Source organism: Pseudomonas sp. S3_B11, assembly GCF_054667715.1.
The window spans coordinates 3,725,558-3,746,221 of sequence record NZ_CP162749.1; the positions used below are offsets into that span (position 1 = coordinate 3,725,558).

Sequence of the window (20,664 nt, forward strand, 5' to 3'; positions counted from 1 at the left end):
CGAGCAAGCTCTCTCCCACAGGGGATACAGGCCGCTCTTGAGAGTGTGTTCACCCCTGCCCAAACACCTGCGAAGGCCTGCGCAGCAACGGGTCGAACGGGTTGATCCGCGGTCCGATCAGGGCCGCCTCGCGCTTGAGCATGTCCACCACCGTTGGCAGGCGATCGGGCCCCAGGCGGTCGCTCACCGTTGCCACGCTCAAGGCGGCCACGGCGCGGCCGTCGCGGTCCAGGATCGGCACGGCCACCCCGGCCATGCCTTGCAATACGCCGGTATTGCGCCCGGCGTAGCCCAGCGTACGGACGTTCTCCACTTCCGAACGCAGGAAGACTTCATCGTACAAATGGAAATCCTTGAGCCGCGGCAGGTTGTATTGAATCACCGTGTCGCGCTCTTCCTCCGGCAGGAACGCCAGGATCGCCAGGCTGCCCTGCCCCACGCCCAACGCCACGCGGCCACCAATGTCGCCGGTGAACGTGCGGATCGGAAACGGCCCCTCGCTGCGATCCAGGCAGACCGCATCGAAACCACTGCGTGCCAGCAAAAATAACGAGTCCCCCAGGGAGGCCGACAACCGCAGCATCGCCGGGCGCACCAATTCGCGCAGGTTGCCGGTGTTGCCGGCGCGGGCGGCCAGGGTGAAGAACTCCAGGCTCAGGCGATAGCGTTTGCTGCGTGCGTCCTGCTCGACCATGCCTTCGTCCATCAGGCTGCGCAGCAAGCGATGCGTGGTGGGCTGGGACAGGCCGATGCGCTGGGCCAATTGTGTCACCCGCTCCCCATCCTCGGCGGTGTCACCCAGGCTGCGCAGCACGGCAAACAGTCGGGAGACCGCACCGACACCGACTTCGCCTTTCTCATTATTCCGATCAGTGGAATTAGACATGCCATTTCTCATTATTCAATTTACTCACTGAATGAAATTGAAAATAGTCTTCGCTTCAGTGAAATAGTCCATTGAGCCCATCCTATTCTTCGTCCTACTCTTCGTCCAGACAGGGGCGATTCGAACAACAGCGGCAGCCGACTCAAGGTCGAGCGCCAACGCACCCCAGCAACACCCTTTCGTATCTGCCCATAAAAAAGCGCGCCCGCGGGCGACGCATAACAATCTCAGGTGGAGCGCAGCTATGGCTTTTGTGCAACTTGAAGGACTTGGCAAACGTTACGGCGATATCGACGCCGTGGTCGCCACCAATCTGTCGGTGGAAAAAGGCGAGTTCGTCTCGCTACTGGGACCTTCCGGCTGCGGCAAAACCACGACCCTGCAGATGATCGCCGGCTTCGTCGAGGTCAGCAGCGGGCGCATCCTGCTGGATGGCCGCGACATTACCCACGCCAAGCCCGCCAGCCGTGGCCTGGGTGTGGTGTTCCAGAGCTACGCGCTATTTCCCCACATGACCGTCAAGGACAACGTCGCCTTCGGCCTGCGCATGCGCAAAGTGGCCAATACCGAACTGCAACAACGGGTGGACCGGGTGTTGAAACTGGTACGCCTGGACCGCCACGCCGACCGCTACCCGCGAGAACTCTCGGGCGGCCAGCGCCAACGCGTGGCACTGGCCCGGGCGCTGGTGATCGAGCCGCCGGTGCTGTTGCTCGACGAGCCACTGTCCAACCTCGACGCCAATTTGCGCGAAGAGATGCAATACGAAATCCGCCGCATCCAGCGCGAAGTCGGGATCACCACGCTGATGGTGACCCACGACCAGTCCGAAGCCCTTTCGATCAGTGACCGGGTCGTGGTGATGCAGGCCGGGCGCATCACCCAGATCGATGCGCCGTACACCCTTTACGAGCACCCTCGCACCGAGTTCATTTCCGGCTTCGTCGGCAAAGCCAACCTGCTGCCCGGCATGCGGGACAGTGCGGGCGTCGTTCAAGCCTGCAGCCAGGGCAATGGCGAGCTGACGCTAAGCCTGCGCCCGGAAAAAATCGACCTGTGCGAGGCCGGTTCAGGGCGACTGCAAGGCACCCTCGTCAGCCGCTTCTTCCTTGGCAGCCAATGGCTGTACGGCGTCTCGACCAGCCTGGGTGAACTCTGCGTGGTGCGCCGCAACGACGGCTCCGCGCCCTTGGTCGAAGGCACGGCGGTGGGCCTGGATTGGGACCCGGCGCTGCTGCGGGTGCTGACTGCGGACGAGGTGCCGGCATGAAGCTGATCGATGCGATGCGCCGCGGTCGCCAAGGCTACCTGATGTCCGCGCCAGCCCTGGCCTTGTACCTGGGCTTGCTGGTCATTCCCCTGGGCTTGACCTTGGTCCTGTCGTTCAACGTCTTCGACTACAGTTCGGGCATCAACGGCGACGCCTATACCTTCGAGCACTACACCAGCCTGCTGGGCGATCCGTACTTCTACGAGATCTTTTTGCGCACGTTCTGGATCAGCGCCCTGACCACTTTCCTGTGCGTGCTGATCGGCGTGCCCGAGGCGTACATTCTCAGCCGCATGGGCGCACCGTGGCGCTCGATTTTCCTGATCCTGATTCTCACCCCGCTGCTGATTTCAGTGGTGGTGCGCGCCTTTGGCTGGAGCCTCCTGCTCGGCGCCGACGGCCTGGTCAACCAGGCCCAGCAAGCCTTCGGCGGCTCGCCGATGAAGCTGCTCTATACGCCGTTCGCCGTGGTCATCGCCCTGGTCCACGTGATGTTGCCGTTCATGATCATTCCGGTCTGGACCTCGCTGCAGAAACTCGACCCGGCCGCCGAACAGGCCGCGCTGTCCCTGGGAGCGAGCCAGTTCACGGTGATCCGCAAAGTGGTGTTGCCGCAGATCATGCCCGGCGTGCTGTCCGGCACGCTGATTGTGTTCGGCCTCGCCGCCAGTTCCTTCGCGATTCCCGGTCTGCTCGGCGGACGGCGCTTGAAGATGGTCGCCACGTTGATCTACGACCAGTACCTGTCGGAACTGAACTGGCCAATGGGCGCGGCCATTGCCGTCGCGCTACTACTGCTCAACCTGCTGATCATGCTGTCGTGGAACCGGATGATCGAAGGCCGCTACAAGAAGTCATTGGGGTAATTCATGTCCAGAAACGGTCCTTTCGCGCTGCTGTTTCACGCCCTGGTGGTGGTCTTCATGCTCGCGCCGCTGGTGGTGGTCTGCCTCGTCGCCTTCACCCCGGAAAACACCTTGAGCCTGCCGACCACGACGTTTTCCCTGCGCTGGTTTCGCGCCGTGTTCGAACGCGCGGACTTTGTCGATGCGTTCTACAACAGCCTGGTCCTGGCGTTCAGCGCGGCCTCGCTGGCGACGTTGATCGCGGTGCCGGCGGCCCTCGCGATTACCCGGTTCGAGTTCCCCGGCCGGGACTTCTTCAACGGCCTGTTCCTGTCGCCGATCATCATTCCGCACCTGGTGCTGGGGGTCGCATTGCTGCGCCTGTTTGCGCTGATGGGCGTGAACGGCAGCTTTGCCTGGCTGATCTTCGCCCACGTGCTGGTGATCACGCCCTATGTACTGCGCCTGGTGCTGGCCTCGGCCATCGGCCTGGACCGCAGCGCCGAACAGGCCGCGCAATCGCTGGGGGCGGGGCGCTTCACGCTGTTCCGGCAAATCACCTTGCCGATGATCCTGCCGGGGGTAGCCGGGGGCTGGCTGCTGGCGTTCATCAACAGTTTCGATGAAGTCACCCTGTCGATCTTCGTCACCTCGCCGGCCACGCAAACCTTGCCGGTGCGCATGTACGTGTACGCCACCGAATCCATCGACCCGATGATGGCGGCGGTTTCGGCACTGGTCATCGCGCTCACCGCGCTGACCATGATTCTGCTCGACCGGGTCTATGGCCTGGATCGGGTCCTGGTAGGCAAACAATGAGGACACCATGGCGCTGCTGAAACGACTGGCCGAAGGCGACCGCCCGGCCCTGGACTTTACCCTCGACGGCCAGCCTGCCACCGGCCTGCTGGGGGACACGCTGCTGACCGCCGTGCTGACCTGCAGCGAACACCTGCGCGGCAGCGACTTCAGCGCCGAACCCCGGGCCGGTTTCTGCCTGATGGGCGCCTGCCAGGACTGCTGGGTCCGCCTGGGCGACGGCCGCCGCGTACGCGCCTGCTCGACCCTGCTCGAAGCCGGCCAGCACATCAGCCGCGAACCGGGGCGTCAGGTATGAACACTGTCGACTGGCCTGGCCTCATCGCGAGCAAGCTCGCTCCCACAGGGGTATCGCGGCGCGCACAAGAGCCGCATCCACCACAGACCCCTTGTGGGAGCGAGCTTGCTCGCGATGACGGCTTCAAGCACAGCACAAATCCCCCGGCCCGGCCAATGAGGTGGCAATGAAACCTATAGCCATCATCGGCGCCGGCCCCGCCGGTATCCGTGCCGCGCAGACATTGGTCGCCCACGGCCTATACCCGATCCTGCTGGACGAAGCCGCCCGCGGTGGCGGGCAGATCTATCGGCGCCAACCGGCCAACTTCAAGCGCTCGCCAGGCAAGCTCTATGGCTTCGAAGCGCACAAGGCCAACGCCATCCACCAGACGCTCGACGCATTGCGCGAACAGCTCGATTACCGTCCCGACACCCTGGTGTGGAACGCCGAAGCCGGCCTGCTCGATACCCTGCATGAAGGCCGCGCCGACCGCCTCGAGTACGCCAGCATAATCGTCGCAACCGGTGCCACCGACCGGATCCTGCCGGTACCCGGGTGGACTCTGCCCGGGGTGTACAGCCTGGGCGCGGCGCAGATCGCCCTGAAGTTCCAGGGGTGCGCCATCGGTGAGCGGGTGGTGTTCGCCGGCAGCGGCCCCTTGCTGTATCTGGTGGCCTATCAATACGCCCGGGCCGGCGCCAACGTGGTCGCGGTCCTCGACAGTTCGCCCTTTAGCGCCCAGGTCCGCGCCCTGCCCGGCCTGCTCGCACAACCGGCTACCCTCGCCAAGGGCCTCTATTATCGCGCCTGGCTGACTGCCCATGGCATTGCCGTGCATCAAGGCGCGAGCCTGTCGCGTCTCGACGGCGAACGCCGGGTGCAGTCGCTGAAATGGTGCAACGCCAACGGCGAACACACCCTTGACTGCGACGCTGTGGCCTTCGCCCACGGCTTGCGCAGTGAAACCCAACTGGCCGACCTGCTGGGTTGCGAGTTTTCCTGGAACGCCCTCAACCGCGCCTGGCTGCCACGACGGGATCGCGCTGGTCGCAGCAGCGTGCCGGGGATCTATCTGGCCGGTGACGGCGCCGGCATCATGGGCGCCGACGCCGCTGAGATGGCCGGTGAACGGGCGGCCCTCGCCTTGCTCGAAGACATTGGTTATCTGATCGACCCGCAGCGTTGCACTCAGTTGGAACAATCCCTCGAACGTACCGGCCATTTCCGAGAGGGCCTGGAACGTGCGTTTGCCTTTCCTGAAGAATGGGCCGCAGACGCTGTCGATGACCTGATGATTTGCCGCTGCGAAGAAGTCAGCGCCGGCGACATTCGCCGGGTGGTGGGCGAAGGCCATTGGGAGATCAATCGGGTCAAGGCGCATTGCCGGGTCGGCATGGGCCGTTGCCAGGGACGAATGTGCGGTGCCGCCGCAGCGGAAATCATTGCCCGCGAAAGTGGCCGCACCGTGTCCAGCATCGGCCGCTTGCGGGCCCAGGCGCCGATCAAGCCCGTGCCGTTCGGCCTGGAGGTCGAGCCATGATCGAAGTGGATGCAGTGATCATTGGCGGCGGCATCGTCGGCGCCTCGGCCGCATTGTTCCTGAGCAAGGCCGGACGCCGGGTGGCGTTGCTGGAGCGCGACTTCTGCGGCTCGCATTCCAGCGGCGTGAACTACGGCGGTGTGCGCCGCCAGGGCCGGCCGCTGTCGCAATTGCCCTTGTCGCAACGGGCCCATGAGATCTGGAGCCAGTTGCCACAATTGATTGGCATCGACGGTGAGTACCAGCGCAGCGGTCATCTGAAGCTGGCCCGCAGCGCTGAAGATCTGCAAGCGCTGCACGACTATGCCGCCGCCAGCCAGGGCTTTGGCCTGGATCTGCAGCTGCTCGATCGCAAGGCCCTGCGCGCCCGTTTTCCGTGGGTCGGCGCCGTTGCGGTCGGGGCGTCGCTGTGCCCGGACGACGGCCATGCCAATCCGCGCCTGGTATCGCCAGCCTTTGCCCAGGCCGCTCGCCGGCATGGCGCGCAAGTCCACGAACAATGCGCCGTCAGCAACGTTGTGCACGACGGCCAGCGCTTTGTCGTACACACCGCAACGGGCCTGACGTACCACGCGCCCTGGCTGCTGAACTGCGCCGGTGCCTGGGCGAGCCAGTTCGCCGCGCAATTCGGCGAAGCGGTGCCGATGCACGCCGGGCACCCAGCGATGCTGGTCACCGAACCCTTGCCTTTGGTCATGGACGCCAGCACTGGCGTCGAGGGCGGCGGTATCTATGCCCGCCAAGTCTCGCGCGGCAATTGCGTGCTGGGCGGCGGGCAGGGTTTTGCCTTGGACGCTGCACGCGCCCGACCCGGCCAGAGCGCAGTGCTGGAAATCCTGCGCCAGGCCGTCGAGCTCTACCCGTTTTTGGAGGGCGCCCAGGCGATTCGTACCTGGAGCGGCACCGAAGGTTACCTGCCAGATCGCCAACCGGTGATCGGCCACAGCAGCACCCAGCCTGGTCTGTTGCACGCATTCGGCTTTGCCGGCGCGGGCTTCCAGATCGGCCCGGCGGTGGGCCAGGCGCTCACCGAGATCATCTGCAGCGGGGCTTCGACCACGCCGCTGGATGCGTTTTCCATCACCCGGTTTCACTCCATCTCCGTTGCTTGATAGAGGAAGGTCGCGCCAATGAATAACGTCAAACGCAGTGCACTGTTCGGTTTCTGCTCGCTGGGTTCCGCTTGCCTGGGCGCCCTGCTCCCGGTCACCCAGGCGTTGGCCGAGCCGACGCTCTACCTGGGCATGAACGGCGGAACGATGGAGCGGCTCTATGCCGACAAGGTCTTGCCGGCTTTCGAGAAAGCCAACAACGTCAAAGTGGTCATCGTACCCGGCACCTCCGCCGACATCCTGGCCAAAGTCCAGGCCAGCAAAGGCAACCCGCAGATGCATGTGATGTTCCTCGATGACGGCATCATGTATCGCGCCATCGCCATGGGCCTGTGCGACAAGCTCGAGGACAGCCCGCCCCTGGCGCAGATCCCGGCCAAGGGGCGCATCAAGGATCAGGCCGTGGCCGTCAGCCTCGGGGTGACGGGGTTGGCCTACAACACCCGGCTTTTCAAGGAAAAGGGCTGGAATACGCCCACCTCATGGATGGACCTGGCCGATCCACGCTTCAAGGACAAAGTGGTGTTCCAGTCGATGGCCTCATCCACGTTCGGCCTGCACGGCTTTTTGATGTTCAACCGGATCCAGGGCGGCAGCGAAACCGACGTCGAACCGGGCTTCAAGGCCTGGCCGAACACGGTGGGGCGCAACGTGCTGGAGTACATCCCGAGCTCGGCGAAGATATCCGAAATGCTGCAGACCGACGAAGCCGCGCTGTTCCCACTGACGCCAACCCAGGTGACCGCATTGAAAATCAAGGGCATGCCGGTCGAATATGCCCAGCCGAAGGAAGGCGCCGTGGTCCTAAACGTCGCCGAATGTGCCATCGCCCAGAATACCCAACCGGAACTGGCGCAAAAGCTCGCCGCTTTCCTGCTGACCCCGCAAGCCCAGGCCATCGCCCTGGAAGAAGGCGACCAGATCCCGTCCAACCCCAACACCCCGACCACCGACAAGACCCGCGGCCAGGTGGAAGCGATGAAGCAATACCTGGAAACGGCGATTGCCGTGGATTGGGATCAGGTCAACGAACAACGCCCGGCCTGGAACGCCCGCTGGAACCGCAGCATCGAGCGCTAGCGCGATCGACTGTGACGAGGGGACCAACACTGTTGAAGGAAAAACCACTGTGAAAAAATTGCTGTGGGAGCAAGGCTTGCCCGCGATGCAGGTGGCTCGTTTTCTCAGAGACCGCGCCGCCTTCATCGCGGGCAAGCCTTGCTCCCACAGATAAATCCCCTCGCCACAGGGTGTTGTACTGCGCTGATTATTGGTTAACTGTCTGGCTACGGGCGCCAGCCCCTCCCCTTGATCAACAGCGAACCCCTCCATGCACACCCTCGCTCAACTACGCGCCGGCCAGCTCTCAGGCATTACCCGGCTGGACCTGGCCTGCGGCTTGACGGAATTTCCCCGGGAAATCTTCGACCTGGCCGACTCCCTCGAGATTCTCAACCTCAGCGGCAATCAGTTGGACACGCTGCCCGACGACCTGCATCGGCTGACTCGCCTGCGCGTGCTGTTCTGTTCGGACAACCGCTTCACAGAACTGCCCGAATGCCTGGGCCGTTGCAGCGCGTTGACCATGGTCGGTTTCAAGGCCAACCGCATCACGCACGTCACGGGCGCCGCATTGCCGCCACTGCTGCGCTGGCTGATCCTGACCGACAACTGCGTCAGCCAATTGCCGGATGAACTGGGCCAACGCCCCTATCTGCAAAAACTGATGCTGGCCGGCAACCGTTTACAGCAGTTGCCGGCGAGCCTGGGCCAGTGTCATCGCCTCGAACTGCTACGCATCGCCGCCAACCAACTGAGCGAACTGCCGCAATGGCTGCTCAAGCTGCCGAGCCTCAGTTGGCTGGCCTACGCCGGCAACCCGCTGGAAGCCCAGGCAGAAGCGGCGGCCCTGAATACCACGACGCCTATCGACTGGTCACATCTGGAACTGCAGCAACAACTGGGCGAAGGTGCGTCGGGGGTGATTCATCAGGCGCTTTGGCAGGCGCCCGGCCAGGCGGCACGAAAGGTCGCCGTGAAGCTGTACAAAGGCCAGATGACCAGCGACGGCTCGCCCCTGCATGAGATGCATGCCTGCATCACTGCCGGTCGACACCCGAACCTGATTGAGGTGTTGGGCCAGGTTGCCGGGCACCCCGAGCAACAGGCCGGGCTGGTGATGGCGCTGATCGAACCCAGCTACCGTAACCTCGCCGGACTGCCGAGCCTGGCGTCGTGCAGCCGCGACGTCTATGCCGATGAACTGCGCCTGAGCGCTCCGGAGGTCCTGCGCATCGCCCATGGCATCGCCTCGGTGGCGGCGCACCTGCACCGCCAGGGCATCACCCACGGGGATCTCTACGGGCACAATATTCTGTGCGATGACCAGGGCGATTGCCTGCTGGGGGATTTTGGCGCGGCGTCGTTCCACGCCACCACGGACAACGTGCAAACCCGCGAACTGCAACGCATCGAAGTGCGGGCCTTCGGGATTTTGCTGGGGGAATTGCTGGCGCGGATCGAACCGGGGCTCGGTGCGCAGGATCTTGCGTGGCTGCAGGATCTGGAGGCGCGCTGCTGTCAGCCGGATGTGCTGGCGCGGCCGGGCTTTGATGAGATTGAAGGTTTACTGCGCGACCGTAGCGAGGGAGCAAACTCCCTCACCACAGGACATTGCGGGTAACGCTTAACCCGCCAACCCGACAAACATGTCCTGCACGTCATCGTGGTTGTCGAGGCCTTCGAGGAAGGCTTCGACTTCAGCCATCTGCTCGTCGGTCAGGCCACTGACCGGGTTTTTCGGCTGGTAGCCCAGCTTGGCCGACAACACAGTGAAGCCCTGCTCCGGCAAGGCCTTCTGGACGGCATCGAGATCGGCAGGATCGGTGAGGAACAAGGTCGCACCCTCTTCGCCCGGCTCGAAATCCTGGGCACCGGCCTCGATGGCGGCCATTTCCGGATCGGCGTCCGGGCTGTCCGGCGCGGCTTCGATCATGCCGACATGGTTGAAGTCCCACGCCACCGAACCCGAGGCGCCAAGTTGGCCCTTGCGGAACGCGACGCGAATTTCGGCAACGGTACGGTTGATGTTATCGGTCACGCATTCAACGATCAGCGGTACCTGGTGCGGCGCGAACCCTTCGTAGGTGACGCGGTGGTATTGCACGGTTTCACCGAGCTGGCCAGAACCTTTTTTGATCGCACGTTCCAGGGTCTCGCGGGGCATCGAGGCCTTCTTCGCCTGTTCGACCACCAGTCGCAAGTGCGCGTTGGTAGCGGTATCAGCGCCGTTGCGTGCGGCAATGGTGATTTCCTTCACCAATTTGCCGAAGATCTTGCCCTTGGCGTTGGCAGCCGCTTCTTTGTGTTTAACCTTCCACTGTGCGCCCATTACTCACTCTCTTGTCTGACGCGCCGAGACATCTGCCGGTCGGCGCTGTGGCGCAAGTTTATACGGCCTAAACCGGCTGATCGACCAAAAAATTCACCCCGCCGGATCGACATTTTCACAGCGTGTTGTAGGGCATTTCTGAAATAGCGACTCACAAGCACCGTTTCCCCCCGCAGTTTCGTACCCTCTGCGCCTCTCTTCCCGCCAGTAGGAACTGCGATGCGCAACGACACGGAAAGTCCCTTCAGCCTGACGCTCACGCAAAGCGACTTGCAACTGCAAGTCTTGCGGTTCAACGGCCGCGAAGCCCTCAACCAGCCATACCGCTTTGACCTCGAACTGATCGGCCTGGCCCCGCCGATAGATCCTGAGCTGTTCTTGGGGCATCCGGCTTTCCTGCGCCTGGACGGCGAATCGGGCGTCCATGGGATTGTCCACAGCGTTAGCCTGAGTACCCTGGCGCCGCGGCGCATCGGCTATCGCCTGACGTTGGTCCCCTACCTCCAGCAACTGGAGCAAGGCCCGCGGCGCCGGGTTTTCCATCGACTCAGCGTGGTGCAGGTGCTGCAACGGCTGCTGGAAGAACACGCGCTACCCGTCGACAGTTACCGTTTCGAACTGCCCCATGGGCAGTATCCATGTCGCCCGTTTTGCATACAGTACGACGAAAGCGACCTGACCCTCCTGCAAAGGCTGTGCGAGGAAGAAGGCATTCATTACCACTTCGAACACGCTCCCCAGGGTCATGCCCTGGTGTTTGCCGAAGACCCGAAGAGCTTTCCCGCGCGCCCCGTCGAACTGCCCCAGCGTCCGAACGACAGCCAGCTACCGGCCGCCAAACGCTTGTATTTGCGTCACCATCCGATGATGCCTGGCCTGCCCGTCGGGTTCAGTGACCGGGCCCCGCCCGAAGCCAACGCCTCGGCGGCGAATCAACCTCTTGAGCGGATCGATCACAAAGCCATGCGCGACAACCCGGCCTTGGCACACCGTTACCAGGCCAGTCGCCGCCACCTTGAACGGCTGCGCTGCCGGCAACGGGAAATCCATGGCCACAGTACCCAACCGACCCTGCACGGTGGCAACATCGTGCAGATCTGCGAACACCCGGTTGCAGCCTTCAACGATCAATGGCTGATCACCGAGGTCCAGCACCGCGGACGGCAGTTTTCGATCCTGGAACCGGACCAGCCCGCCGCACCGTCGTCCCGTGACTACCGCAACCGGTTCACCGCCATTCCCTGGTCCACCGCGTTCAGGCCAGCCCTCAAGCATGCCAAACCCTGCATCCCCGGGTACCACCTGGCCCATGTACTCGGCCGCGCCGGCCAGCCGGCCAGCCCCGATGAACGTGGCCAGGTGCGTGTCAGCCTATGGACGCCGGACCAGGACGGCATCACGCTGCCCGTATCGCGGCTGACGCTGGATGGCAGCCCCAACCTGATGGCCGGCAGCAAAGTGCTGGTGAGTTTTCTCGATGGCGACCCTGATCGACCGGTGCTGTGCCCAGGGGCTGTCGATACCGGCGCAGACCATACCGCCACGCGCCCGAAATCGCCCCGTGGCAATCATGATGCGGGGCTGCTGTTGGACTGGCTGCTGAATCCGCCGGACTTCACGCCCTGACTCAACCCTGTAACTTCATGCCGGCAAAACTGATCTGGCTCATGCAAACCCAGCGAAACGGGCTTACAGTAAACGGATAACGCCGCTCTAGACGGCGCTCTACCCTGATCGTTGGAGATACCTGCAATGCCCTGGAAAAACTCAGAAAGCCGCTACAGTACCGTCACGGTAACCTTGCATTGGCTGATGCTGGTTCTGCTGGCCGTGGTTTATGCCTGCATCGAGTTCCGAGGGATTTTCCCCAAGGGCAGTGGCGGCCGGACCCTGATCAAGGAAGCACACTTCATGCTCGGCCTGACGGTGTTCCTGCTGGTCTGGCTACGCCTGTTCGCCCGCAGCATGGGTAAGGCACCGGCGATTTTCCCGGCGTCACCTGCATGGCAAACCGTTCTCGCTCGCCTGATGCACTGGGCGCTGTACCTGTTCATGATCGCCATGCCGCTGCTGGGCTGGCTGATCACCAGCGCCGAAGGGCATCAGGTGATGTTCTATGGTTTCGATCTGCCCTTGCTCATCGATCAGGACAAGGAATTTGCCAAGCAGCTGGAAGGTTGGCATGTGCTGGGCGGCACTATCGGCTATTGGTTGATTGGCCTGCATGCCTTGGCGGGGCTGTACCACCACTATGTGGTACGGGACAACACGCTGCTGCGGATGATGCCCAAGCGCGGCTGATCGCCGTTACTCGAACCCTCGGCGGCCTTGCAAACCGCCGGTGTGGACGAAGATCAAACGGGTGCCTGGGGCAAACCCTCCGGCCTCGACCCGTGCTCTAAGCAACATCAAGGCTTTGCCGGTGTACAACGGCTCCAGTTCGATGGCCGCCGTGCTGTCGATGAACGCGGTGAGTTCAGCATCGACCCGGGCGAAACCGCCACGGCTGCCGTCGAACAATTCATAAAGTGGACTGCCAAGCCCCGCCTCCCCCACGATGCGTTCGACTTGCTGCGCCACGCCATGGTCCTGGGGCACCGCCAGCACGCCATAGACCGGGCGCTGTCCCGCTTCGGCCAGCACCAGCCCGGCCAACGACGTACCGGTGCCGCAGGCCAGCCACCAACCGTGAAAATCCGCCCATCCCAACGTCGCCAGTTGTTCACGGACACTGGCTGCCCATACCTGGCAGCCTTGTGCGCCGGGTAATCCTGAACCGCCCTCGGGCACCGGATGCAAATGTGGATAGCGGATCTGCCACGGCGCCCAGAAACCCGGCGCGTGTCGCTCTCGGTACCCGCCATACCCCAACCAGTGCAGGTCCATGCCAAACGCTTTCAGGTCGCGCACCGTCGGCGTGTCCTGGGGCTGACCACGCAACAGCCCCGCCGTGGGAAACCCGAAGCGCTTGCCCGCCGCCGCCAACGCATGCAAATGGTTGGAATAGGCCCCGCCCAGGCTCATGACCCCCTCGGCACCGGCCTCATGGGCGGCGCGCAAATGATGGACCAGCTTGAACCACTTGTTGCCGCTGATCAGTGGATCGATCCGGTCCAGGCGCAACACCGCCACCTCAACACCGGCACGGGCGAGCCAGTCCAGGTGAAGGGGTTCGAGTCGGGGTTGGGGATGCCAATCGAGGGCGGGAAGCAGCATGGCAGCGGGCCCGAGGGGAAACAGGCCGGCATCTTAACAGCTTGGCAGCGGGTGATTTCAGGTTCACCACATCCCCTGTGGGAGCGAGCTTGCTCGCGATGGCGGTTAGTCAGCAGCATGAATGTTGACTGACCTGCGGCTATCGCGAGCAAGCTCGCTCCCACAAGGGTTTTCCTGGGGCGCTGCCTTACAACTGCGCCGCCAACCGCGAACCCTGGTTGATCGCCCGCTTGGCGTCCAGTTCCGCCGCCACGTCGGCACCGCCGATCAGATGAACCTTCTGCCCCGCCGCCTCCAGGCCTTCCTGCAATTCACGCAGCGGATCCTGGCCGGCGCAGATCACGATGTTGTCCACGGCCAGCACTTGCGGCTCACCGGTTTCGCCGATGCGAATGTGCAGGCCCTCGTCGTCGATCTTCAGGTATTCGACGCTGTTGAGCATCTGCACCTGCTTGTTCTTCAGGCCCGTGCGGTGAATCCAGCCGGTGGTCTTGCCCAGGCCGTCACCGACCTTGGATGTCTTGCGTTGCAGCAGGAACACCTGGCGCGCCGGCGCATGAGGTTCGGCCTTGATCCCGGCCACGCCGCCGCGAGCCTCGAGGTGGGTGTCGATGCCCCACTCCTTCCAGAACGCCTCGCGGTCCTGGCTGGTGGCAACGCCTTGATGAACCAGGAACTCCGACACGTCGAAGCCGATACCGCCGGCACCGATCACCGCGACACTGCGGCCCACCGGCTTGCGCTCGAGGATCACGTCCAGGTAGCTCAACACCTTGGCATGCTCCACGCCAGGAATCGCCGGCACGCGCGGTGCGATGCCGGTGGCGAGGATGATCTCGTCATAACCGCCAGCCACCAATTGCGCCACATCCACCCGGGTGTCGAGGCACAGCTCGACATGGCTGGTCTGCAATTTGCGCTTGAAGTAGCGCAGGGTTTCGAAAAACTCTTCCTTGCCCGGCACGCGCTTGGCAATGTTGAACTGACCACCGATTTCACTGGCCGAATCGAACAGCGTCACCTGGTGCCCACGCTCGGCCGCCACCGTGGCAGCGGACAACCCGGCCGGGCCGGCACCGACCACGGCGATTTTCTTCACCTGGGTCACCGGCAGGTAGTTCAGCTCGGTTTCGTGGCAGGCCCGCGGGTTGACCAGGCAACTGGTAAGCTTGCCGCCAAAGGTGTGGTCCAGGCACGCCTGGTTGCAGCCGATGCAGGTGTTGATTTCATCGCCGCGACCGGCAGCGGCCTTGTTGACGAACTCCGGATCGGCCAGGAACGGCCGGGCCATGGAGACCATGTCGGCATCGCCTTCGGCCAGGATCTGCTCGGCCACTTCCGGGGTGTTGATGCGGTTGGTGGTGATCAGCGGGATGCTGACCGAACCACGCAGCTTGGCCGTGACCTTGCTGAACGCGGCGCGCGGAACCTTGGTGGCGATGGTGGGAATTCGCGCTTCGTGCCAACCGATACCGGTGTTGATAATCGTCGCGCCAGCCTGCTCGATGGCCTTGGCCAACTGGACGATTTCGTCCCAGGAACTGCCACCTTCCACCAGATCGAGCATCGACAGGCGAAAGATGATGATGAAATTCGGGCCTACCGCCTCGCGCACTCGACGGACGATTTCCACCGGCAGGCGCATGCGGTTTTCATAGCTGCCGCCCCAACGGTCGGTACGGTGGTTGGTGTGGGCCGCCAGGAACTGGTTAATGAAATAACCTTCCGAGCCCATGATCTCGACGCCGTCGTATTCGGCCTTCTGGGCCAGTACCGAGCAGGTGACGAAATCGCTGATCTGTTTCTCGATACCCTCCTCGTCCAGCTCCTTGGGCTTGAATGGGTTGATCGGTGCCTGGATCGCGCTCGGTGCCACCTGCTTGGGGCTGTAGGCGTAGCGCCCGGCATGGAGAATCTGCATGCAGATCTTGCCACCGGCCTCGTGTACGGCCCGGGTAACGATCTGGTGCTTGAGCGCTTCTTCTTCGGTGGTCAGCTTGGCCGCGCCGGAGTAGACACCACCCTCGTCGTTCGGTCCGATCCCGCCGGTGACCATCAGACCCACGCCGCCCCGGGCGCGCTCGGCAAAATACGCCGCCATACGCTCGAAGCCGCCGGGTTTCTCTTCCAGGCCGGTGTGCATCGAGCCCATCAGGGTACGGTTGCGCAAGGTGGTGAAACCCAGGTCCAGCGGGGCCAGCAGATGCGGGTAATGAGAGGCGGTCATCGGTAACTCCACAACGGGCGATCACGGGGAAAAGCGCAAGCTCTGCGGCCTGCGTCTGTCATGACCCACAGCGTAAGAGTCGGGATGCGGGCACTCAATGACCGTAACTGACAACTTAATGATCCAAATGTGCAGGGTGCCGATCAGTCGTGCGTGACTCTCGGCGGGGTGAGCCAGTCCTATCAACGCTGGCCCAGGTGCTGAAACCAAAAATAACCCTAATAACATGGTGCTCATTGCATGCATCCCCAACGAAAAATGCTGCACAACGAGTTGCACGCCCGCCCGTCGCTGTATTTCGACGAGCCGGCCCACGTCTTCCACCTGGCGTTTCTTGGCGACAATGCCCAGTGCAACGCGTTGCTCGAACGACTGTGCCCTGAAACCGTCGCAGCAGAGGCCGCACAAGGCATCACCCGCCTTGAAGGACATCCGCTCAAGTGGGAGCGCCACGCCGAGTTCTTCACCCTGACCCTGGTTGTTCCCGCCAGCACCAATGAACTGCACTGGACAACGCTGCCCGAATGCCTTGCCCAGGGTATCGAAGGCCATTCCCAGCACCTCATCAATGCGGTTCAGGTGGTGGTGCGCGCCGAAGCCGGTCTCGACCTGCCCAGCTACGGTTTCAAGGACCCTTGCGGCTCTTGCGTGGGCGGTGGCGATGCGGTGGTCTGGAGCGATTTTCGCCTGACCGAGGATGGCACCAATCGCCTGCTGTTCATCAACCGACGGCTCAACGCTTATCGCCAGGGCCGCATGATCCGGCGCCTGCTGGAAATCGAGACCTATCGCATGATGGCGTCCTTGTCGCTCAATACCGCCAAGGCACTGGACCCGCAACTGAACGAATTCGATCGCACCCTGGTGAGCCTGTCCGAACGCAACGCCAATGCCAGCGGCGTGCATGCCAAGGCCCTGCTGGAGGACATCGCCCTGCTGTCTCGCCAGGTCGTCAGTAGCACGGTCAAGAATCGCCACCGTTTCAGCGCCACCCGCGCCTACGCCCAACTGGTGTTCGAGCGCCTGGGGGAGTTGCGCGAAAGTCACCTGGGCGATTGCCAGCGGCTGGGCGTGTTCATCGAACGGCGTTTCAAACCCACGGTGCGTTATTGCGCAGCCACCGAACAGCGCCTTGAACAACTGGCCATGAGCGTCGCCAACCTGGGTGACCTGCTGCAAGCCCGCGTACAAGTCGAGATGGAAGACCAGAACGCCGAGATCCTGCGCAGCCTCAATGCGCGTGCCGATGCACAGATCAAGATCCAGCGCGCGGTGGAAGGTCTGTCGATCATTGCCATCACCTACTACCTGATCAACCTGTTCAAACTGGTCTATAGCGGGCTGCACACCTTGGGCGCAAACCTCTCGGCCCGCGAAGCGCTGGTGGGCATGACGCCACCGGTGCTGCTGATCATGTTGCTGATTCTGATCCGGATCCGGAAAGCCAAAAGTCACTAGCGCGCCTTGCCAGCGCAGAGGGTGTCCCAAGATTCCTGGACACCCCCTGTGTGTGCTTACCGTGCGTACAAATCAGCGCCCGCCCTTCGCTAATCCCTTGTTTTACCGTACCCTGCCCCGTAGCTCTTGATGAAAAATCACGAACCTGCACACGGCCGCTGACTGTTCCCCCATGCGCAAATTTCTGTACCTGCTGTTTTCCTTGGCCTTGATTGCCGCCCTGATCACCTACGCACTGTGGACGACGGATCGTCCGGCGGGTCATTACCTGTCAGACCTGCGCATCAGCCTGGCGGTCGACCAGGGCACGCCCGCCGACCGCGGCAACCTGCTGGGCATCCAACCCGAACTGTTCCCCACCGACTACCAGAGCCCCGAGCGCCTGCATCGCAAACTGGCGGCCTATCTGCAGACGGCTCGCGACCAGGGCTTTCTCAATGCCAAGACCGTGGTGGTCCTGCCCGAGCACATCGGCACCTGGCTGATGGTCGGCGGCGAAAAAGACGAGTTGTACCAGGCCACCAGCCTGAAGGACGCCATGAACTGGCTGGCGGTCAGCAATCCGCTGGCGTTTATCCAGGCATTGGTCAGCGCTCAAGGCGATAGCCGACTGGACGATGCCTACCTGCGCATGAAAGCCGAGCGCATGGCCCATGACTATCAAGCACTGTTCGGTGGGCTGGCCAAGGAGTTCGGTATCACCCTGGTGGCCGGCTCCATCGTGCTTCCCGAGCCCAGTGTCAGCGACGGTGAACTGAAGATCGGTCGCGGTGCGCTGTACAACAGCAGCCTGGTGTTCGGCAGCGATGGCCGGCCGATCGGCCAGCCACAACGCCAACGACATCCAGTGTTTGAACAGCGCGACGTGCTTGGGGCCGACCGACCGACCGCTGTCCAAGTCATCGACACCCCCGCCGGGCGCCTGGGCGTGCTGATCGGCAGCGACAGTTGGTATCCGCTCCACTACCGGCAACTCAACGACCAGGGCGCACAACTGATTGCCGTGCCCGCCTTCATCACCGGTCGCGATACGTGGGAAAAACCCTGGAGCGGTTATAAAGGCCTGTCCACGCCGAGCGAGGTGAGCCTCAAGCCCGGTGAAGTGAGCGAGGGCCAAGCCTGGCATCGCCTGACACTGACCGGCCAACTGCCCATCAGCCAGGCCCGGGCCGGCGTCAGCGTGTTCCTGCGGGGCCAGTTCTGGGACAGCGGCAGTGCCGGCCAGAGTTTCATCAGCCACGACGGCCAACACTTCTCCGATGGCAACGCCCGTGGCGCCCGCCTGCTGAACCTGTGGTTGTGAACATGAAACCGCGGCCGATGCGCCTGGGCGACCTGTCAGTGGGCTTCGTCCATAGCCTGGCTGACGCCGTCGCCAGCCATGGGCAAGACCCTCAACCTTTGCTCGAACAGTACGGTCTCGATGCCGCGCGCCTGGCCGAGCCCGGGGCAAGGCTGTCGATCCCACGCTACATGCGCCTGGGCCACGCCGCGATTCAACAGACCCAGGACCCGGCCTTGGGCCTGCGCATGGGCCAACTCGGCCGTCTGAGCCAGGCCGGACTCGCGGGCGTCACCGCGGCCCAGGCGCCAACCGTGCGCGAGGCCGCCCGCTGCATGATCCGCTTCGAGCCGCTGTATGGCTCCAACTATCGCGGCCAATCGAGTTTCCATGAAGATGCCCGAGGCGCTTGGCTACGGTTCTATTCCATCAGCCCGTATAACGCCTACAACCGCTTTGTCGTGGACTCGATCATTGCCGGCTGGCTTGCGCAACTGTCCAGCGTCAGCGGCATCGCGCTGCGGCCAGAACGCATCGAAATCGAATTCGAGGAGCCGGCATACCTGGAGGCCTACCGCACGCTCGGTGACTGCCCGATCCAATTTGGCGCCGAACAGAATCAACTGCGCCTGGGCCTGGACAGCCTCGCCCAGCGCAACCCACAGCATTGCCCCAGCACCTGGCACCATCTGCTTCAGTTGTGTGAACGGGAACTGGAACAACTGACCCGCACCCGCAGCCTGCGCGAGCGCATCATCCAACTGCTGGGACCGTTGCTCAACGGCGGCCGGGAACCCGACCTGGAAGAAGTGGCGGCCCGCCTGAAGCTGCCGACCTGGACCCTGCGTCGCAAGCTGGCCGAGGAAGGCACGCAGTTTCGCGCCATCCTCAACGACACCCGCCGCGACCTGGCCATGACCTACATACGCGATACCGAACTGGCGTTCGGCGAAATCGCTTATCTATTGGGATTCGCCTCAGCCGAGGCATTTCAACGAGCCTTCAAGCGCTGGAACAACCAGACGCCCGGAGAGTTTCGTCGTAGTCACAGAGGGGTTTGAGCTTCAAGAACCTGGCTTGGTGCTTACCACTTGTAGCTTGTCGCAATCCTCACAACTCCGTCGCATCTTCGGCGGGTTCCAACGGGTCCAGTTCATACGCCTGGTATTCCAGCAGCTCTTCCTGATAATCATCCATTACGTGTCCTTCCCCTGTCATTGAAACCAATGCCTGATGGCGCTGGCATCAGCATAAAGCTGCTTTATGAACAAAACATGAAGCAAAGGCTTCATGAATTAAACGTAGCACAGGGTCAGGAAATTACCGTGTGAAGTGTGACAGGGCGTTACTCCCTGCCACTGGACCTCAGGATGCCGGAAGCGGCTGGATCGGCTCGGTCGGGGCCGGCAACGAACTGGACGGTGGTGGTGTAACGGTTTCCGTCGTCGGCGCAGACTCGAACGACTCGGGCGCAATCGGTGCAGGCTCGCTCGGCGGTGCGACGGGCTCCGACACCGTAGGAGCTGTTTCAACAGGGGGCGGCGCGGGCGCGGGGGCGACAGGCTCCGGTGCAGGCGCTGGAGCAGGCATCAGGGCGGCAGGTTCGACCTTGGTTTCCGGAATGCCCAATTCAGTTTTCGGTTTCTCGGCGTTGTCGGCCGCTTTCTTCGCCTCGGGAGGCAGGAACAGCTCCACCAGGGCAAAGAAGCGCTCATAGAACTTGGCCGCCGACACGGTTTCGCTGGCGACCTTGACCATCGAATCATCCGAGGAGCCGATCGGCATCGACACCGAACCCAGCACGCCCACACCCAGGCTGGCGGAGTTGTTGGTTTTCTTCAGGGCATAACGGTCCTGCAAGGCGTTGGCGAACATCGTCGCACGGTGTCCGGCACCGCCATCCTCGGCACAGACCAGGTTGAAACTGATTTCCATGTGAGTGTCGCCGGTCTGCTGGAAACTCTTGTGACCGCTGACCAGCTTCGGATCGCTGCTGGTGATGATGTAGCCCTGGCTGAGCAACGCCCGACGCCCGGCCTCGCAGGTCGCCGCGTCGTTCACCGGATACGTGCGCGAGAACGTGCCGGAGTCATCGAAGTTCTCGTGCTCGTAAATGGCGGCTTTCTTCGACGAGCAACCGGCTGCGGCGGCCAGCACCAGTGCAAGCCCGACGGTGCGCATGGGAAATGATTTGAACATTGAACATCCTGAGAAAAACGGTCCGGGGCGTATTGTGCAACAGAACGCGACCTGGCAGCGTGGCTAATCTTGTTTCAAGGGGGTTACAAGTTTACTGGGGGTTGTCTGCAGGAAAAAGACGCCAAGCGGATAGATCGAC

The 20,664-nt window shown here is 62.9% G+C and carries 18 protein-coding genes; 13 read left to right on the top strand and 5 right to left on the bottom strand.

Annotated features, from left to right (window positions below; translation table 11 throughout):
* Positions 1-49: 49 nt before the first annotated feature.
* Positions 50-886: an IclR family transcriptional regulator gene (locus tag AB4O22_RS16760; RefSeq protein WP_460096774.1), complete on the bottom strand. Its 837-nt coding sequence runs from the start codon at positions 884-886 to the stop codon at positions 50-52.
* 244 nt (positions 887-1,130) lie between these two features.
* On the opposite strand from AB4O22_RS16760, the gene AB4O22_RS16765 reads away from it, so the two are divergent.
* The 8 genes from AB4O22_RS16765 to AB4O22_RS16800 all read left to right on the top strand — a co-directional run bounded on the left by AB4O22_RS16765 (position 1,131) and on the right by AB4O22_RS16800 (position 9,435).
* On the top strand, positions 1,131-2,156 hold the full coding sequence (locus tag AB4O22_RS16765) for an ABC transporter ATP-binding protein (protein WP_460096776.1): 1,026 nt from the start codon (positions 1,131-1,133) through the stop codon (positions 2,154-2,156).
* Entirely contained in the window at positions 2,153-3,022 is an 870-nt protein-coding gene (locus AB4O22_RS16770) for an ABC transporter permease (protein ID WP_223471594.1), read from the top strand. The genes AB4O22_RS16765 and AB4O22_RS16770 overlap by 4 nt, the downstream gene beginning before the upstream one ends.
* A gap of 3 nt (positions 3,023-3,025) precedes the next feature.
* Entirely contained in the window at positions 3,026-3,820 is a 795-nt protein-coding gene (locus AB4O22_RS16775; RefSeq protein WP_003199966.1) for an ABC transporter permease, read from the top strand.
* 7 nt (positions 3,821-3,827) lie between these two features.
* Positions 3,828-4,118, top strand: coding sequence for a (2Fe-2S)-binding protein (locus tag AB4O22_RS16780; protein WP_003199964.1), 291 nt, complete (start codon positions 3,828-3,830; stop codon positions 4,116-4,118).
* A 166-nt stretch (positions 4,119-4,284) separates the two neighbouring features.
* Entirely contained in the window at positions 4,285-5,640 is a 1,356-nt protein-coding gene (locus AB4O22_RS16785) for an FAD/NAD(P)-dependent oxidoreductase (protein ID WP_223471593.1), read from the top strand.
* Positions 5,637-6,752 (top strand): NAD(P)/FAD-dependent oxidoreductase, encoded by a 1,116-nt coding sequence (locus AB4O22_RS16790; protein WP_223471592.1) that lies wholly within the window; start codon positions 5,637-5,639, stop codon positions 6,750-6,752. The genes AB4O22_RS16785 and AB4O22_RS16790 overlap by 4 nt, the downstream gene beginning before the upstream one ends.
* Before the next feature lie 18 nt (positions 6,753-6,770).
* Positions 6,771-7,832, top strand: a complete 1,062-nt coding sequence (locus AB4O22_RS16795; protein WP_003199958.1) for an ABC transporter substrate-binding protein — start codon at positions 6,771-6,773, stop codon at positions 7,830-7,832.
* Positions 7,833-8,082: 250 nt separating this feature from the next.
* On the top strand, positions 8,083-9,435 hold the full coding sequence (locus AB4O22_RS16800) for a leucine-rich repeat-containing protein kinase family protein (protein WP_223472391.1): 1,353 nt from the start codon (positions 8,083-8,085) through the stop codon (positions 9,433-9,435).
* Positions 9,436-9,438: 3 nt separating this feature from the next.
* On the opposite strand, the gene AB4O22_RS16805 is transcribed toward AB4O22_RS16800, so the two are convergent.
* Positions 9,439-10,143, bottom strand: coding sequence for a YebC/PmpR family DNA-binding transcriptional regulator (locus tag AB4O22_RS16805; protein WP_003199952.1), 705 nt, complete (start codon positions 10,141-10,143; stop codon positions 9,439-9,441).
* Between the two features lie 219 nt (positions 10,144-10,362).
* On the opposite strand from AB4O22_RS16805, the gene AB4O22_RS16810 reads away from it, so the two are divergent.
* On the top strand, positions 10,363-11,769 hold the full coding sequence (locus AB4O22_RS16810) for a type VI secretion system Vgr family protein (RefSeq protein WP_460105431.1): 1,407 nt from the start codon (positions 10,363-10,365) through the stop codon (positions 11,767-11,769).
* A 126-nt stretch (positions 11,770-11,895) separates the two neighbouring features.
* A complete protein-coding gene (locus AB4O22_RS16815; RefSeq protein WP_003199949.1) occupies positions 11,896-12,444 on the top strand; it encodes a cytochrome b in 549 nt (182 codons plus the stop codon).
* 6 nt (positions 12,445-12,450) lie between these two features.
* Here the strand turns inward: AB4O22_RS16815 and AB4O22_RS16820 are convergent, their stop codons facing one another.
* Together AB4O22_RS16820 and AB4O22_RS16825 are read right to left on the bottom strand one after the other, a co-directional pair.
* Complete coding sequence (locus AB4O22_RS16820; protein ID WP_027912603.1) at positions 12,451-13,359, bottom strand: 1-aminocyclopropane-1-carboxylate deaminase/D-cysteine desulfhydrase; 909 nt, start codon at positions 13,357-13,359, stop codon at positions 12,451-12,453.
* A gap of 187 nt (positions 13,360-13,546) precedes the next feature.
* Positions 13,547-15,586 carry an oxidoreductase gene (locus AB4O22_RS16825; protein ID WP_003199946.1) on the bottom strand — a complete coding sequence of 680 codons (2,040 nt, stop codon included), beginning with the start codon at positions 15,584-15,586 and terminating at the stop codon, positions 13,547-13,549.
* A 240-nt stretch (positions 15,587-15,826) separates the two neighbouring features.
* Between AB4O22_RS16825 and AB4O22_RS16830 the strand changes: the two genes are divergently transcribed.
* From AB4O22_RS16830 to AB4O22_RS16840, 3 genes are all read left to right on the top strand, one after another.
* Complete coding sequence (locus tag AB4O22_RS16830) at positions 15,827-17,044, top strand: DUF3422 domain-containing protein (protein WP_013692652.1); 1,218 nt, start codon at positions 15,827-15,829, stop codon at positions 17,042-17,044.
* A 172-nt stretch (positions 17,045-17,216) separates the two neighbouring features.
* Positions 17,217-18,347, top strand: coding sequence for a carbon-nitrogen hydrolase family protein (locus AB4O22_RS16835; protein WP_003199939.1), 1,131 nt, complete (start codon positions 17,217-17,219; stop codon positions 18,345-18,347).
* Positions 18,348-18,349: 2 nt separating this feature from the next.
* Positions 18,350-19,387, top strand: a complete 1,038-nt coding sequence (locus AB4O22_RS16840) for an AraC family transcriptional regulator (protein ID WP_003199937.1) — start codon at positions 18,350-18,352, stop codon at positions 19,385-19,387.
* A gap of 304 nt (positions 19,388-19,691) precedes the next feature.
* Here the strand turns inward: AB4O22_RS16840 and AB4O22_RS16845 are convergent, their stop codons facing one another.
* Entirely contained in the window at positions 19,692-20,525 is an 834-nt protein-coding gene (locus tag AB4O22_RS16845; protein WP_460096780.1) for a DUF2242 domain-containing protein, read from the bottom strand.
* Between the last annotated feature and the right edge of the window lie 139 nt (positions 20,526-20,664).

Bases quoted from the DNA above. Each gene is read 5' to 3' on its own strand.
- AB4O22_RS16760 (WP_460096774.1), bottom strand. From the start codon at position 886: ATGTCTAATTCCACTGATCGGAATAATGAGAAAGGCGAAGTCGGTGTC.
- AB4O22_RS16765 (WP_460096776.1), top strand. From the start codon at position 1,131: ATGGCTTTTGTGCAACTTGAAGGACTTGGCAAACGTTACGGCGATATC.
- AB4O22_RS16770 (WP_223471594.1), top strand. From the start codon at position 2,153: ATGAAGCTGATCGATGCGATGCGCCGCGGTCGCCAAGGCTACCTGATG.
- AB4O22_RS16775 (WP_003199966.1), top strand. From the start codon at position 3,026: ATGTCCAGAAACGGTCCTTTCGCGCTGCTGTTTCACGCCCTGGTGGTG.
- AB4O22_RS16780 (WP_003199964.1), top strand. From the start codon at position 3,828: ATGGCGCTGCTGAAACGACTGGCCGAAGGCGACCGCCCGGCCCTGGAC.
- AB4O22_RS16785 (WP_223471593.1), top strand. From the start codon at position 4,285: ATGAAACCTATAGCCATCATCGGCGCCGGCCCCGCCGGTATCCGTGCC.
- AB4O22_RS16790 (WP_223471592.1), top strand. From the start codon at position 5,637: ATGATCGAAGTGGATGCAGTGATCATTGGCGGCGGCATCGTCGGCGCC.
- AB4O22_RS16795 (WP_003199958.1), top strand. From the start codon at position 6,771: ATGAATAACGTCAAACGCAGTGCACTGTTCGGTTTCTGCTCGCTGGGT.
- AB4O22_RS16800 (WP_223472391.1), top strand. From the start codon at position 8,083: ATGCACACCCTCGCTCAACTACGCGCCGGCCAGCTCTCAGGCATTACC.
- AB4O22_RS16805 (WP_003199952.1), bottom strand. From the start codon at position 10,143: ATGGGCGCACAGTGGAAGGTTAAACACAAAGAAGCGGCTGCCAACGCC.
- AB4O22_RS16810 (WP_460105431.1), top strand. From the start codon at position 10,363: ATGCGCAACGACACGGAAAGTCCCTTCAGCCTGACGCTCACGCAAAGC.
- AB4O22_RS16815 (WP_003199949.1), top strand. From the start codon at position 11,896: ATGCCCTGGAAAAACTCAGAAAGCCGCTACAGTACCGTCACGGTAACC.
- AB4O22_RS16820 (WP_027912603.1), bottom strand. From the start codon at position 13,359: ATGCTGCTTCCCGCCCTCGATTGGCATCCCCAACCCCGACTCGAACCC.
- AB4O22_RS16825 (WP_003199946.1), bottom strand. From the start codon at position 15,586: ATGACCGCCTCTCATTACCCGCATCTGCTGGCCCCGCTGGACCTGGGT.
- AB4O22_RS16830 (WP_013692652.1), top strand. From the start codon at position 15,827: ATGCATCCCCAACGAAAAATGCTGCACAACGAGTTGCACGCCCGCCCG.
- AB4O22_RS16835 (WP_003199939.1), top strand. From the start codon at position 17,217: ATGCGCAAATTTCTGTACCTGCTGTTTTCCTTGGCCTTGATTGCCGCC.
- AB4O22_RS16840 (WP_003199937.1), top strand. From the start codon at position 18,350: ATGAAACCGCGGCCGATGCGCCTGGGCGACCTGTCAGTGGGCTTCGTC.
- AB4O22_RS16845 (WP_460096780.1), bottom strand. From the start codon at position 20,525: ATGTTCAAATCATTTCCCATGCGCACCGTCGGGCTTGCACTGGTGCTG.